We start from the raw sequence: 15763 nt of genomic DNA on the forward strand, positions 1-15763 counted from the left end.
ATACTCTGTTTCTCGTTTCTCGTTCCCATACTCTGTATGGGAATGAATTTTAGAAGGCTCTGCCTTCCATGATAGCCGAGGCAGAGCCTCTGTGATAGCATTCCCAGTCAGAGACTGGGAACGAGAGAAGAGTCAGAGACTGGGAACGAGATATAAGGGAGTTGGGGGTGGGTTTTTTAGCTATACCTGAGAAGAAAAGCAATTTTATCCTTAAAGCCCCTAGAATAGAAAGGTTGTATTGATATCCCAGGAGATATTATGTCCCGTCGTTGTGAACTAACTGGTAAAAAAGCCAATAACGCTTGTTCCGTCTCCCACTCCAACCGTCACACCAAGCGCCTACAACACGTTAATCTGCAAAGTAAGCGTGTTTGGTGGGCAGCTGGTAATCGCTGGGTGAAAATGAAACTATCTACCAAAGCCATCAAAACCTTAGAAGTCAAAGGTTTAGAAGCAATGGCTAAAGAAGCTGGTATTAACCTCAACCATTACTAAAATTACGCCCCAACCCTTATTTCTTGGCACTTGCCAGAATTAGCAAATGTTTATTTGCACCAACAGCCTCCCCATCTAGGGAGGTTGCGGCGTTTTTGGCTACTTTAGCTGAAATGGACAGATGCACAGACGGGGAGATAGATTCATTCCCATACTCTGTATAGGAACGAGAAGATGTAGAGACGTTCCATGGAACGTCTCTACATTCAACGTCTCTACATTCGTTTTTCTCAGATATCTAATTTATTTTTTCCCCTACTGTGATATTTTTTCCTTCACAACTGGGTAATATAACCTTGCAGTCTTCACAACAACTTTATGAATTTATATTTAAGAGAACTCTAATTACAGTACACTTACTTAAAAAAACCGCAAAAATTAAACTATTTTGTATAAACGAGTCCGAAAAAATCAGTAATTTCCAGATGCGAATCAAGATTTCAACAATGTTATAACTAAAATCAGCAATCTAAGTGTGTAAATACTTGATTCATCAACTTAGTAAATAACCCAAAATACAACGTTTACATAAAAATCAGCCTAGATTTTTGTCTGCAAAATTAAGTTGTTAGACGAGTTTGCAGATATGACAAAAAACTAAAAATACGTACCATATCGCTTGACAGAGGGAGCAGCTATGTCTCAAAAACGTTATCCAGTCAAGGCATTCATAAGAATATCCAAAAAAATTAGCCGTAAGTTTTTCCAAACAACTAAAAAACAACTTATTTGGCTACTCAGAACTGTCTTTGGCGTTAATAGAAAAACAGAAGCCGCTAATGCGGGTTTTGTGTTGCCAACAGTAGTGATGGTATCTATAGTAGTTGTTCTTTTGACTATTGCAATTATGTTTCGGTCTTTTGACCGGGCTAAAAACGCCAGCAACGTTCGTGTCAATCAAGCCGTTCTTACAGCCTCTACACCTGCACTTGATAGAGCTAGAGCTAAATTAAACAAGTTATTTAATGACAAACGACTACCACGATCTACGCCCAATGATAAGGCTTTAGATGGTGTTTTAGCAGACTCAAACACCATAAAAGAATACACATTTGGTGATGAAACGCCTCTGAGACTGACTCATCCAGCATCAGCAGACCCATTAAAAACAGCATGGCGATTCCCGGTAGATACTGACAACAACGGTAAATTTGATAGCTACACTTTATATGGGATTTACTATAAAAATCCTGAGTTGAATAATAATAAAACTCAATATAAAACCCAAAGAAATCCTTTACAGGCCAGGGCTACACCCATGAGTTTTGCAACTATAGGTGAATCATGTGCCAATGCCGGCGATACTAGTGCAAGTTTAGTCGGTGTCAATGGTTGGTTTCAAAGTACTAAGGAATTAAGACTAGTCAAAGCATTTTTTGTTTATACTGCAACAGTTCCCATCACCTCAGACACTACCATAGCTGATACAACCAACTATGAAGTTAACAAAGGTAATAGAGGTTTCTCAGCCCTAGAGTATGAACAAGACAAAGTTCAGCAATCTCTAATTAACAATGCAGTAGTTTATGAAGATGACCTGGAATTAAATCCTGGTACTGACTTCAGACTCAACGGTAGAATTTTTACCAATGCCAACTTCTTGACTGGTTCAGATACAGCAAATATCAGACTCTATCAAGTTAGCAGTCCCGCTTCCTGTTTTTACGATGATGACAACGCCAAAGTCACAGTTGGTGGAAATATAGCTGCTGGTGGATTTATAACAGGGTCTGCTAGCAAACCGACTCTATTTGATTTATTTCCTGGAAAAGGTGCTACTCCTTCCTCAGAATCACTCCAAGATAACGAATCCGTAACAGGCACGACTGCACCTAATATAGCTTACAATACCCTAGCTTATGCACAGCGTATTAATCGCTTAGTTAAAGCTCACACAGATGCTAATCCCATTGCTGTCAATGCTAGTTATACGGCTTATCAGAATACTAGTAATGACCCACCAGAAGTACAAGAAGCTGTTGGAAGTTTTAACCCCACACCGGCTGAAATACCAACATTACGTGACGAACAGTTAGAGATTTACTTTAAAAAACGGACTCGGCGTGTACCCTTCAACGAAGTCCCTGTTGGTAGTACATCTGCTGTTGCTTTAGGTATTTATGCTACAGCCAACCCATTGCTAGGTAGTGGTGAGTCACTACGTCCCGCAGATGCTTGGGTCTTTCCCACAAACCCCAGTGATGGTATAACCGAAACTGGCTTTGCCACACTGAAACTAAATACTACTGGTACTCAACTTAAACCTAAAGCAACAGAACCATCACTCCAGAGCGTGGAGGCAAAAGAATCTTTCTTTGGTGACAGAGTTCTAGTTGGTAATAACTTACCTCAATTGTGGTGGAAGACTTCAGACCCAAAGAACCCAAACTTTAAGCCTCAGTTTGTTGGACCCAATCCCCCAGATATTCAAAATATAAGTGGTATTGAGTGGGACAACTTCGATCCCGAACAGCCTGAAACCAAAGATCGCTATCGCCTCTCTCGTGTACAGACATTAGCTGATGTCGGGTCTACCGATAGAGATAGAGGTTGGGAACTAGACGCTGCAAGAATACCAGAAAACCCTCAAGATCCTGTAGGTGGATTGCGAGTGGTTACAGGTGCAGGGATTTATTTACGTCAAGGTGATACCGCTGCAAGTGCTGTTTTCCCTGCTGCTCCTCTTCCTACTACCCCTATAGAGAGCATTGCCGATGATTATAAAATCTGGTCGGATATGATGCCTGTGTTTGATGGAACACAATCTGTAACAACCTCTTCTCCCTATTGGATGTATGATCCAGATATTAAATTTACACGGGGTATACCTAATACAGACACACCATACTTAAAGATGCGGGCGACGGCAGTTTATCACTACAACCCCAACGATTATAACCAAGAGTATCCAAAGCCCATAGCCTGCGTCAGTAGCTTTTATGACCCAACCAACAGCCTCACAGCTAGGAATAAAATCGGATTACCTTCCTGGACTCCTCCTACTGGTTTTGGTGCTGGTATAAGTAATGTCAATGGTAAATCTAATAATGGCATAGTTTATGGACCACCTACTAAGTCTGCCAGTAATTATTTGCCATTGTTAACCTACCAATCTAACTTAAAATATAGAAATGGACGTTCAATAGATGATGGACTTCTAAAAAGGGCGTTAGGAAAAACAGCCACCGATCGCAGTCTTTCAGAACAATCTACAATTGATGCGGCCATATGCGCCCTCCAGATTTTAGATGGTAGTATCACACCTAACGATGCTGTTATTCCTCACGGTGCCATATTTGAAGCTGCCTTTTTGGATGCAAGGCAGATAAAAGCAATTCATAACGACAATCCCGCAACAACAGCTTTAGAAACCTTCACTAATATTGATGGTGGAGCAAATCCAGGAACAGCTTACGATCTTCCTTTACGAGATCGGCAACCTCTAGAAATTCGTGCCACTGTCCTCAATATGGACTTACTCCGCACAAAATCAATTGCTGGAAAGTCAGCAGCAACAGAATATTTACTTCCCAATAGTGGCATTATCTACGCTACCCGCGATGATGCCCTACCAGATTTAACCGCCCCTACAACCCTAAAACCAACAGCGAGAAAGCTAGAAAGTACAGTGGACTATAAGCTTGATCCGACTCGTCGCCCTAATGCAATTATGCTTACCAAAGGGGAAAAACTCTGGCGCGAACTAGAGTATCGAGACGCAGAAAAAGGTTTGATTTTAGCAAGCAATTTGCCTGTGTATGTTAAGGGCGACTTTAATAAACATACCAAAGAAGAATTCGACACAGCACTAGATAATAATTGGACTAATTTCTATAGTCGAAGTGATCTCTCTGACGATTTTGCCTGTCGTAAAGATGACCCAAGGTTACCCAAATGTGAAAATGGTGATGAATGGCGTTCTGCGGCTGTGGTTGCTGATGCTGTGACTTTACTCTCTAATAACTTCAGATTAGGCTTCCGCAATGAGGGAGACTATGACTGGAATGATAACTTGGGGGATATTACAATTAGCGATCGGACGTTTGATGTTGATCCTGAGTTTTTTGCTACCCCGCCCACCGCGCTGCCAAAGAACCTGAACTTCCTGTTCAATACCTTTGCTCCGGTAATGCCAGTAACAGAATATACTCTACCAAATGCGAACTATAGCAAGAGATACAGCACAACTACTTACCCCACCATAGACCTTGACACCGCTCCTACCGCTCCTGGTGTTCAGGGTAGTTCTTACTTGAATAATTTTGTCACCCCTGTTGTCAGACAAAGACAAGCCAGAAATTTTGTGTATGAAATTTGCCCAGAAACAGATATTACTTTATGTGACGACCCCAAAAGTTGGGCAATTACTAATGTTGCCACCGTCGCAAACTATAAAAACCAGGGACAAAGTAATTGGGGACAGGGCATTGAAGGTAACCAAATGACTTCCATAAAAACTGGCTCCATGGATACGGATACACCACCTCAAGGTGATTGGGCAAATCCAGCTTTTCCCAAAAGAATACCTTATCAACGAGATCCCGTAACTGGTAATATAGTTACTCCTCGTAAGGTTTACGGAGTAGATGCTTCAGGTACAATACAATTATTTGACGAAGCCTGTTTCACTCAAGGAACTTGTACTAACCCACCAGCACTAACATCTCCTGCTGTCTATATACCTTGGTTAAAACAGGATAGTAACGGCAGATGGGGACCAGTTTTACAGATCAATAACCCCTTCGGTACTCCCACCAACCCAACCCCAGGTAATAACAGAATTGATAATAATAGGAACAATAATTGGTTACAAGCTGCGACTGCAACTACTTTCAACCTAATCGTCGCTGGTGGGGATACCCCTGCTCGTTCTACAGAAGATAATGGCGGTTTACACAACTATGTCCGCTTCTTAGAACACTGGTCTGCCTCAAATATTACTCCAGTAACAGCAAGGATTAGTGGTATTTTCATGCAGTTGCAGAAAAGTGCCTATGCTACAGCACCATTCGCTACTAGTTTAACCAATAATAATGCGACCTCTGGTCTTGTATACAACACTAGCAACGGACCTCTCAACGGAACCGTGGGCAGGCTTCCTTTCTATCAGCCACCGACAAGACTTTGGGGTTATGATGTGGGACTCCTTTCCCAGTCACCAGACTTGTTTGCCCAAAAATTAGTCCAACCAGTAGGTGATCTGCCCAATGAATACTTCCGGGAAGTTGGCAGAGATGATGCTTGGGTAGAAACGTTGTTGTGTGCTAAAGAAGATGCTACTGGTAACTACGCAATTGATGAAGATCAGCGTCCTGATGATCCTCTTCTTAATTGCAAAAAATAATTCAAGAATCTCAGATATGAGACTTAACCCCCAGCCCCTTTCCTACCTCTCCCTAGCCCTCTCCTAAGAGGAGAGGGAATTTTAAAAAACGAGTTTTAGCACCAAATGGGGAAATTAGAAGCCTCTCTCCCTGTGGGGGAGAGGTTGGGAGAGAGGTTATTCAGTCAACTTAAATGCCAATTAGCTGTACACAAAATGTTAAGACATTCGACAAAAGGTCTTTACATCAGAAAACAACAGAGGTGCAGGAGGTAGAAACTAAAATGATTCAGCTTAAACAATTCAAAATCGAACACAGTTTCAGTCGGGGTCTAAATCAGAGTCTGAAGCACAACAATAGCAAAGATGATGGCTTCACTATCATTGAGTCATTAGTGGGGATGCTTGTTGCTTCTCTCTTAGTAGCAGCCATAGCACCCATGCTGCTTTTGTCCACCGCTACCCGTCTTCAATCTCGCCGCGTTGAACAGGGGTCTCAAGCAGCAAAATCATTTATTGATGGGGTCAGGTCTGGAAGAGTACCAGTACAATCCAGTGATCCTACTCCAGTACAATATATACCAACTAGCGGTTTTCCAATTGCAAAGCATAGCGCAATCGCAACAAGAACTTTGGAAAATAACATCCAAGATTATTTAATCGATAGTTCAAATATGGACCCCCCCATCTCCCCAACAGGTCTATATTGCTTTCAGACGGATGGTGTTATTCTTCCTCCTAATTGTTCGAGCGACCCAAATCAGAAAAATCAATTTTACATTCAAGCCAGTCGAATTGTTGTTCAAGATTCAGAAGCAAACGATGGCTACCGTCTAGCCGTTAGGGTGTATCGAAAAGATGTTGACTTTAGTAAAACTGTCGTAGCCAGCACCACTACTAGCAAAAAAACGCAAACAATTGTTACCAATGGATTAGGTAATAAACAAGCCCCAATCATAGAATTGGCTGCGGATGTCATTAAAAGCAACACGACATTTATAGCCTTATGTAGTCGTTTGGGTACCAAGGCCGATAAAAATTGTCAAAATTAGATGGGAAATTTATCAGCACAGCATCTATCTATTTAAAAGAGGTAAAACCTATGTTTAAAACAATCACATTCTTACTTAGAGGATTTATTAAGTCTCCCAGGGTGAATAATCAAGTTGATGGTTTTACCCTGATTGAATTGTTGATAGCTTTGACGATGGCATTTTTAATCCTGACCCCATTACTAGGATTGGTGGTCAATATTGCCAATACAGATCAAAAAGAACAAGCTAAGGCAACTTCTGAACAAGAAATCCAAACAGCAATGGATTTCATTACCCGCGATTTACAACAAGCTGTCTACATCTATGATGACCGGGGAGTTGAGAAGACAAATAATACCACCTTCCCTCTCGAAAGTGGTATTAAAGATTCTCTGCCTGTGGTTCCCAATGGATTACCTGTACTAGTTTTTTGGAAGCGGGAAATAGTTCCAAACGCCGTTCCTAATGACGGTGCAAGTAAAGATGATGCCTTCAGATATTCCCTAGTAGCTTATTATTTGATTAATAATTCTAATAATATTGATCCTACTTGGTCTAAAACTGCTCGTATTGCTAGATGGGAAATTAAGGATGGTGTGCGGAGTATAAATAGCGCTGGTGGTACAAGTGGTTGTAATTATAAATACGATACAACTACTAAATTTATAAGTTTAGAATATTGTCCTGACCCAGGTTTCAAGCCGTTTGACCTTGATTCAACGACTGGTAGCATAACTCAAAAAATGAAACTCTGGAAAGGCGATACAACAAAATATACAACTACACCTCAAGTACTGATTGACTATATCGATCAAACTATCCCCAATCCAAATCCAACTGGAAACATTCCTAATCTAACACGAAAATGCCTGACTGACGCTAATATTCCTATTGCTAACACTAGTAAACAACCAAAAGTGATACCTAGTAATACAACATCACCGAGCAGCTTCTATGCTTGTGTTAGTAATTATATAGATCCTATTAATACAGGACAAGTGACCACTACCGCACAGGTGTTTATTCGAGCCAATGCCTTAGCTAGAGTCCAAGGCAGTAACACAACTTACACTGATAAAAACCAGGCAACCTACTTTCCTTCAGTCAACACCATCGTACAAGCACGCGGATTTTTATACACCAATTAAACAATTCAAAATAGAGCCAAGTACGTATGTAATATTATGTCTTGAGAGTATCCTTATTAACGCACAAGCACCATAAACCTAACCCCTAACCTCTTGTCTTGTAGGGAAGAGAAACGGAAAACCGGAAAATCAGAAGCCTCTCTAATCATAAAAAAAGGATTTAGTATGAATTTACTACAATTACATAGCAGGAATATCAAGAATAAACACTGTTGTTCAGCACCTGACGCATATCAGGAAAATTCTGGTTTTACCATGATAGAACTCTTAGTATCGCTGCTAATGGTAGGAATTTTAGCAGCAATCATGGCTCCTAGCTGGTCGGGATTTGTGCAAAGACAGCGGTTAAATAAAGCTTTGGATGGTGTACTTTCTGCTATGCAACAAGCACAGACAGAAGCTAAAAATAAGAAACTTACCTATAGCGCGAGTTTTAAAGTCATAGACGACATCCCTAAATATGCCGTTTATCAGGGTACTACCGCACCTTCAGATGATAGTTGGAAGCGTTTAGCTACTGATCTTTCAGAAAATCAAGTCTTATTGTATACCAATCTTACGGAGGATTATAATACAACAGTTACTGGTAAGAGCATATCAACAACACCAGCTTCTGGAACCATTACTTTTGACTACATGGGTGCTTTGAAAAGCCCGACTACTGCAACTAATAATGGTAATTTAGATTTAATAGTTATGGTAGCTATACCTAATGCAGGAACTACTACTGCCAGTGGGTCGAAACGCTGTATCATCGTCAGAACACTTATTGGAGGTACGCAAACAGCTACAGGTGCAAATTGTAAGCCAAGTACTTAGTAGCCATAAAATTAGAAAAGATTAGTAAGTACACTGTATATAAAATAGTCACAAAGATAGCACAATATAAATATTGGGTAAAGTTTTTGATTTCATAGACTTGTTAACTTGCCAGTTCGGTTCAGCAGAAGTAATTATCCAGTAAAAAGGGACTTTGTATTGGTTAACTGTTTCTGTAAAACTGTACTAGTAACGCAGGGCAGAATTAAAAATTAAAAATTAAAAATTAAAAAAGCAGACTGTACTAGCTTTTTATTTGTTTTTAACTGTCATTTGACTTAAGCTGTTGTGTACTAGTGAAAATTCACTACTTCTGCTTTGTGCATTTGATTCAGAAACTGTCCTCAATAGAAATCCAACTTAAAAGCAGTCAATAACCCCACCTTACTTCGTTGAAGGTGAGGCTTGTAAAGAACAAACTTTACGTGTTTGACTAGCCCACTGAGACTAATCCTGATACGCACTTCCAAATACTTCCCCAGTTTGGATTATCTGCAAGACTGTTTGTTCAGTGGTTGGTTCAAGACAAGACATTTTGGATTTAGTTGGGCGAGGGGACTTAAACTTTTGGAAAATCGCTCCACTTTGGGCAAAGCCCAAGACTGCGTTTTCCGCTTACTCCAAGGATTATCTCTTTATGCGAGTACCCGTTATTTCAGCAAACAATACACCATTAATGCCAACAAAACCTAGCCGTGCTAGACGTTGGATTAAAGCTGGTATTGCAGTTGGTAAATTCAACAAATTAGGTATTTTCTATGTCCAGTTAAAATCTGAACCATCTAATACAAAAGCTCAAGAAATAGTAATTGGCTTAGACCCAGGAAAAATGTTTTCTGGTATCGCGGTTCAAACTAAGAAATATACCTTACAAATGTTGCATCTAGTTCTTCCATTCAAAACAGTTAAAGACCGAATGGAACAACGAGCTATGATGCGGCGTGGTAGGCGTGGTAGAAGAATAAACCGAAAATTATCTTTCGATAAGCGTAATCATCGCCAAGCTAGATTCGACAATAGACGTGGTTCTAAACTACCTCCGAGTATTCGAGCCAATAAAGACTTAGAATACCGAACAATTACATTGCTTTGTGAAATATACCCCGTAGAAACAATTGTCATTGAAGAAGTAGAAGCCAGGGGGAACAAGAGTTTTAGTCCAGCGATGGTTGGTCAAAGATATCAAATTAATAGATTATCTAAACTAGCCAATTTGGAACTAAAAAAAGGATGGGAAACATCCAATTTACGAAAACATTTAGATTTGTATAAAGAGAAGTCTAATAAGTCTTTGGAAATTCCAGAAACTCATGCAGTTGATGCAGTTGCACTAGCTTGTTCACATTTTTTCAAATACCAAGCATGGGCAGGAGTTAAAAATCGTGGAGCAAACTGGATAGGTAATATAATTATTACCAATTCGCAATTTACGATTTTGCGCCGTCCTCCGATTAGTCGTAGACAACTACATTTGATGGTTCCGTCTAAAGGTGGAACTAGACGTAAATATGGTGGGACTACGACTAGGCATGGATTTAGAAAAGGGGACTTTGTTGAAGCCACTCAAGGGAAAAAGATATTCTTTGGGTGGGTGAGTGGAGACACCGAAAAACAAGTTTCAGTTAGTGATTGTAACTGGAAAAGATTAGGACAATGTACTGCTAAAAAAGTCCGATTGATTAAGCGAAACACGGGATTAATCGTGTTGTCAACTCGGAAATTGTCAAATCTAACCCCATTGAGGGGTCAAATTTGACCTACTATCCCTCCCCGTGTTGCTTCGCTGAACACGGGGTATCTCGTAGAAGAAAGATGAATAATTGCCTTGATTTTACTTTTGATTTTACTGTAGCTATTCCCACCTACAACGGTGAACATCGTTTACCTGAGTTACTAGAAAGTCTGCAAAATCAACTGAAAACTGAGCATCTATCTTGGGAAATAATTGTAGTTGATAACAACAGTACAGATAACACAGCCGAAGTTGTCCGCACCTATCAAAGAAATTGGCAATGTCCCTATCCTTTAAAATACTGCTTTGAACCGAAACAAGGTGCAGCATACGCTAGAAACAAAGCAATAGCAGTAGCGAAAAGCCAACTAATTGGTTTTCTAGATGATGATAATTACCCGAACTCAAATTGGGTAGAGGCAGCTTATAATTTTTCCCAACAACATCCTCAAGCTGGGGCTTATGGTAGCCAAATTCATCCTGACTGGGAAGTAGAACCACCCGAAAATTTTCAAAAAATTGCCCCATTTTTGGCAATTACAGAGCGAGGAAATTTACCTCTACTCTATGAAGCAAGAAAAAAATTACTACCACCTTCTGCTGGACTGGTTGTCCGCAAACAAGCTTGGATAGAAAGCGTACCAACTGACCCTATTTTAACTGGTAGAATCAAGGGAAATATGCTGACTGGTGAAGATTTAGAAATGCTCTCTCATATCCAAAAAGCTGGATGGGAAATTTGGTACAATCCGGAAATGGAGATTGATCATAAAATCCCAACTTCACGGTTACAAAAAGAGTATCTAATCCCCTTTTTCAGAGGTATTGGACTTAGCCGTTATGTGACTCGCATGGTAAATATAAAACCTTGGTTGAGACCAGTTTTTACTTTACTTTACATGAGCAATGATATTCGTAAGATTTTTTTCCATTGGATAAAATATCGAACTCAATTAAAAAATGATTTAGTAGCTGCTTGTGAATTACAACTATTTTTAAGTAGCTTCATTAGCCCCTTTTATCTATTGATAAATGGCTATTTAAAACATCCTCTAATCCCGTTTCATCTTAAGGTTGTTAAAAATACACAGATAATCTCTACGCGAATATTCAAAATTATTCCCAGATGAACGCACATATAAAAATATATTTAGCGAAGCATAAACAAGCTTTAAATAACAACTATAATAGCGGTTTTACTTTGCTAGAAATGATGCCAGTGGTATTATTAATTGGCTTATTATCCGCAATAGTAGCACCCGGTTGGTTGAGTTTTGTGAACAATCGCCGTCTGAACATTGCTCAAAATGTCGTATACAATGCAATGCGCCAAGCTCAAAGTGAAGCCAAAAAAGAAAAAGTGACTTGGCAAGCTAGTTTTAGGGAACAAAATGGTATAGTTCAATGGGCTGTTCACCCTGCTAGTGTAAATCCATTAAATGCCAACTGGAATAGCTTAGATTCTAATCTCCGCTTAGATGATGAAACAACGCTACAACTGTCTAATGGCGTTCGACAAATCCAGTTTGATTACCTGGGTAGTGTTAGAAAGCCACCATTAGGAAGAATTACCCTGTCTACTAAGTCTGGTGGAACAACAAAAAGATGTGTGTTTGTTTCTACTATTTTAGGCGCTATGCGAACTGCAAAAGAGCAAGATCAAGCCAACTCAAATGGTGATTTTTGCTATTAGAAATATGGTGTCAAAGAATGTAGAGATGTTGTATCCAATGTCTCTACATTCTTTTATAGTCTTTTATTATTTACATATAGGACTCCTATTTGATTTTTGTTGGCGCAGCCTGCGCTTTGCGCTTACAAAATAGGTATACATCTACCTTCTTTCTTCCCTATTCCCTGTTCCCTGCCTAAATGGGTAGATATGGCTACGCCTCCCGTAAGGGATACACAAATCAAATCGCATTGCTATAGAGATGAAATCACTAGTAAACGCTAAACAACACCTGATTATTTTTACCCGCTATCCAGAACCTGGGACGACAAAAACAAGACTAATACCTGCTTTGGGTAGTGTTGGTGCTGCTAATCTGCAAAAGCAGATGACCGAACATACAATTTTGCAGGTGCAGGAATTGCAAAAAGTAGCTGCGGTATCTGCACAAGTGCGGTTTGCGGGGGGTAATTTGCAACTTATGCAAGATTGGCTGGGTTTGGATTTGGTTTACCAGACTCAAGGTGAAGGAGATTTAGGTCAGCGTTTAGTGCGATCGCTTGCGGATGCTTTTCAAAACAGTGCAGAATATGTAATTATCATTGGCACTGACTGTCCTGGGGTGAATTCGCAAATTTTAGCAACCGCATTTAAGCAACTACAGATTTTTGATCTTGTGCTTGGCCCTGCAATTGACGGTGGATATTACTTAATTGGTTTGCGGCAAGTCATCCCCGAATTATTTTCTCACATCGCCTGGGGAACGGCTCAAGTATACCAACAGACTCTAGAAATCGCTTTAAAGCTAAACTTATCATTTTTTCACTTACCTACCTTGGCTGATGTTGACCGTCCAGAAGATTTAGCTATTTGGGAACAAACCCTGACGGGTGATGTCAAACCTCAAGACAGTATAAGCAAGTCTGTGTAAATATTTATTATTCTTTCTTCACATCCTTTCGTCTTTTTACTCTGAATATACTTAGAATTATAGCAAATTAGGTCACTCAGTATTAAATATAAATAACATAAACTACAGTTAGTACTATGGTATAGGTTAAAACCAAAAGTCTGGCAATATATAATATAAGCTGGGCTTTCCCTAGGTAGTTGGATACTCATAGAAAAAGGATAGTTAAGCCCACAGAGAGTATCAATCTGATGGGCTTTCTGCTCCAAGAGTTGTAACTTTATAGATAGCAAACAGTTTTATTCACAACGAATTTACAAAAATATGGTTAACCGTGTTGCTGCATCAAATACTTCACTCACACTTAAGGTGGTGGGAATAGTTTGTATTTTGTCTTTTTTCATTGATTTCGTGATTCTTTTATTGGGTTTTAGTCCCACTAATAAACAATCACAAATTTCCTTGACCACAGCCCTAGTTGACCGAGGAATTGTTCCCTTAGTAGGATTAGGGGTGCTATTGGCTGGATATTGGATAGATGAAGTGGGAAGTGACCGCCCCCAAGGTATTGATTTAAGATTTCCTGCCCTCATCATCTCCAGCATATTAGGTTTGATGTTCTTACTAATTTTTCCCCTGCACCTGAACAACGTGCGCCAAGCCAGCACCCAAACAGTAACTCAAATTTCCCAAGAAGCCCAGCAAGCTGAAAATCAACTGGACAACCAGTTATCCCAGATCCAAGAACAACTGAACAATGCTCAGGCCAAAGCTCAGTTAGAACAAGCGCGAACCCAACTTAAAACTCAGATTACTGAACTACTCAAAGACGAGCAAAAGTATAAACAAGCACTTAGTAGTCCCCAGCTTCCCGCAGACCAAAAAGATTTACTTCAGAAAGCTAAAGCAAATCCCCAAGAGCTTGACAAATTGATTGCTCAACGAACAGATCCTCAAGAACTTGCTAATCAAAGACGTAGCCAAATTCGCCAGCGCAAAGAAGAAGTAGAAAAACAAGCTAAAGACAATGCTTGGAAGTCTGGACTCAGGATTGGTTTCAGCAGCTTGCTGTTGTCCATTGGTTATATCATCATCGGTTGGACAGGATTAAGGGGTATGGGTTCTTTACAAGGTGCAAAACGTAAGGCTCCAGCGCGTTAATCTACTGGGCGTTAAGTAAATTGCCCTCTGACTATAAGTCAGGGGCTATACACACTAAGTCCGCCCAGGCGGACTAATACATATATTCTCAGAAAATAGGCTTTGCTTGTGCAACTAAGTTATGGCAGGGAACAGGGAATAGGGAATAGGGAATAGGGAACAGGGAATAGGGAATAGGGAATAGGTGATTGGTGATTGGTGATTGGTGATTGGTGTTGGCGGTAGCCTGCCGTATGACTCCTACGTCGTCACGCAAGCTATAGGCATATGGTGACAGGGAATAGGGAACGGTGAATAGGCAAGAGTTAGAAGGTTATTCTCCTCATCTCCGCGTCCCCGCGTCCTCCCATCCTCCCGTCCCCGCGTCCTCCCATCCTCCCATCCTCCCGTCCCCTCGTCTCTTTGTGACCGAGCGCGGCTGATTATGAATCACTTCAAATCGCTAAAAAACCGGAAATGTTCTCAATTTACATACTCACATATAACGAAGAATTAGATATTGCTGCTTGTATTGAGTCAGCACTGCTATCCGATGACATCATTGTTGTAGACTCTTGCAGTAGCGATCGCACTATAGAAATTGCCAGTTTTTATCCTATTCGAGTCGTCCAACATCCTTTTGAAAGCCACGGGAAACAACGCACCTGGATGCTAGAATCTGTCCTCCCCAAACACGAATGGGTGTACATTCTCGAAGCCGACGAACGCATGACACCAGAACTTTTTGCTGAATGCGTCGCCGCCACTCAAAATCCCGACTACATCGCCTACTACGTTGCGGAAAGAGTGATGTTTATGAATCGTTGGATTCGCTATAGCACCCAATATCCCCGTTACCAATTGCGCTTTTTTCGCCACGGTAAAGTCTGGTTTACAGACTATGGTCATACGGAACGTGAAGTGTGTAATGGTGCAACGAGCTTTTTAAAACAAACCTATCCTCATTACACTTCTAGCAAAGGTTTGAGCCGCTGGTTAGAAAAACATAACCGTTATTCTACAGATGAAGCTAAAGAAACCTTGTATCAATTACAAAATGGAGAAGTTAACTGGCGAGATTTATTTTTTGGCAAATCAGAAGTTGAAAGACGACGCGCCCTCAAAGATTTATCGTTGCGTATACCAGCTAGACCAGTAATCCGCTTTGTGTATATGTATTTTTTCTTGGGTGGCTGCTTAGACGGACACCCTGGTTTAGCTTGGTGTACCTTGCAAGCATTCTATGAATACCTAATTTTGCTCAAAGTTTGGGAAATGAAATATCTACCCACACCCAGCCTAGTAGCTGACGAAGCTAAAAATGACAGTTAAATTAATTTTCTTAACAAAACTTAATTTTCAAAATTTGCACTTGGGAAGGTGTGACCGAAAATAATGGGATACAAGCCCCGTCCTTCTAGGACGGCTTTTTATTGATTAATTCATCAATATAGTCCCTAACCTTATCTTGCCATCCTGGGACATCATTG

At 40.4% G+C, this 15763-nt stretch carries 12 protein-coding genes; all 12 read left to right on the forward strand.

What is annotated here, in order from left to right:
- Positions 1–258: 258 nt before the first annotated feature.
- Positions 259–495 carry a 50S ribosomal protein L28 gene (rpmB, locus tag H6G68_RS15780; RefSeq protein ID WP_190907490.1) on the forward strand — a complete coding sequence of 79 codons (237 nt, stop codon included), beginning with the start codon at positions 259–261 and terminating at the stop codon, positions 493–495.
- Positions 496–1132: 637 nt separating this feature from the next.
- On the forward strand, positions 1133–5839 hold the full coding sequence (gene hpsA, locus H6G68_RS15785) for a hormogonium polysaccharide biosynthesis protein HpsA (RefSeq protein WP_190907491.1): 4707 nt from the start codon (positions 1133–1135) through the stop codon (positions 5837–5839).
- 263 nt (positions 5840–6102) lie between these two features.
- Positions 6103–6870 carry a hormogonium polysaccharide secretion pseudopilin HpsB gene (gene hpsB, locus H6G68_RS15790; RefSeq protein WP_206757409.1) on the forward strand — a complete coding sequence of 256 codons (768 nt, stop codon included), beginning with the start codon at positions 6103–6105 and terminating at the stop codon, positions 6868–6870.
- Positions 6871–6920: 50 nt separating this feature from the next.
- A complete protein-coding gene (gene hpsC / locus H6G68_RS15795; protein ID WP_190907492.1) occupies positions 6921–8000 on the forward strand; it encodes a hormogonium polysaccharide secretion pseudopilin HpsC in 1080 nt (359 codons plus the stop codon).
- A 165-nt stretch (positions 8001–8165) separates the two neighbouring features.
- Complete coding sequence (locus H6G68_RS15800) at positions 8166–8819, forward strand: pilus assembly FimT family protein (RefSeq protein WP_190907493.1); 654 nt, start codon at positions 8166–8168, stop codon at positions 8817–8819.
- 567 nt (positions 8820–9386) lie between these two features.
- Positions 9387–9512, forward strand: coding sequence for a hypothetical protein (locus H6G68_RS27640; RefSeq protein ID WP_277925531.1), 126 nt, complete (start codon positions 9387–9389; stop codon positions 9510–9512).
- On the forward strand, positions 9496–10575 hold the full coding sequence (locus H6G68_RS15805) for an RRXRR domain-containing protein (RefSeq protein WP_242045287.1): 1080 nt from the start codon (positions 9496–9498) through the stop codon (positions 10573–10575). Before H6G68_RS27640 ends, H6G68_RS15805 begins: the two co-directional genes overlap by 17 nt.
- 56 nt (positions 10576–10631) lie before the next feature.
- On the forward strand, positions 10632–11681 hold the full coding sequence (hpsE, locus tag H6G68_RS15810) for a hormogonium polysaccharide biosynthesis glycosyltransferase HpsE (RefSeq protein WP_190907495.1): 1050 nt from the start codon (positions 10632–10634) through the stop codon (positions 11679–11681).
- The gene (locus H6G68_RS15815; protein WP_190907496.1) at positions 11678–12244 is read left to right on the forward strand and encodes a pilus assembly FimT family protein; all 567 of its coding nucleotides are present in this window, start codon (positions 11678–11680) and stop codon (positions 12242–12244) included. The genes hpsE and H6G68_RS15815 overlap by 4 nt, the downstream gene beginning before the upstream one ends.
- Positions 12245–12485: 241 nt before the next feature.
- Entirely contained in the window at positions 12486–13154 is a 669-nt protein-coding gene (locus tag H6G68_RS15820; protein WP_190907497.1) for a TIGR04282 family arsenosugar biosynthesis glycosyltransferase, read from the forward strand.
- 303 nt (positions 13155–13457) lie between these two features.
- Positions 13458–14294 (forward strand): hormogonium polysaccharide biosynthesis protein HpsJ, encoded by an 837-nt coding sequence (gene hpsJ-B, locus H6G68_RS15825; RefSeq protein ID WP_190907498.1) that lies wholly within the window; start codon positions 13458–13460, stop codon positions 14292–14294.
- Between the two features lie 456 nt (positions 14295–14750).
- A complete protein-coding gene (locus H6G68_RS15830) occupies positions 14751–15605 on the forward strand; it encodes a glycosyltransferase family 2 protein (protein ID WP_190907499.1) in 855 nt (284 codons plus the stop codon).
- The last annotated feature ends 158 nt before the right edge of the window (positions 15606–15763 follow it).

This window comes from Anabaena catenula FACHB-362 (assembly GCF_014698735.1).
GTDB classification, from domain to species: domain Bacteria; phylum Cyanobacteriota; class Cyanobacteriia; order Cyanobacteriales; family Nostocaceae; genus Anabaena; species Anabaena variabilis_A.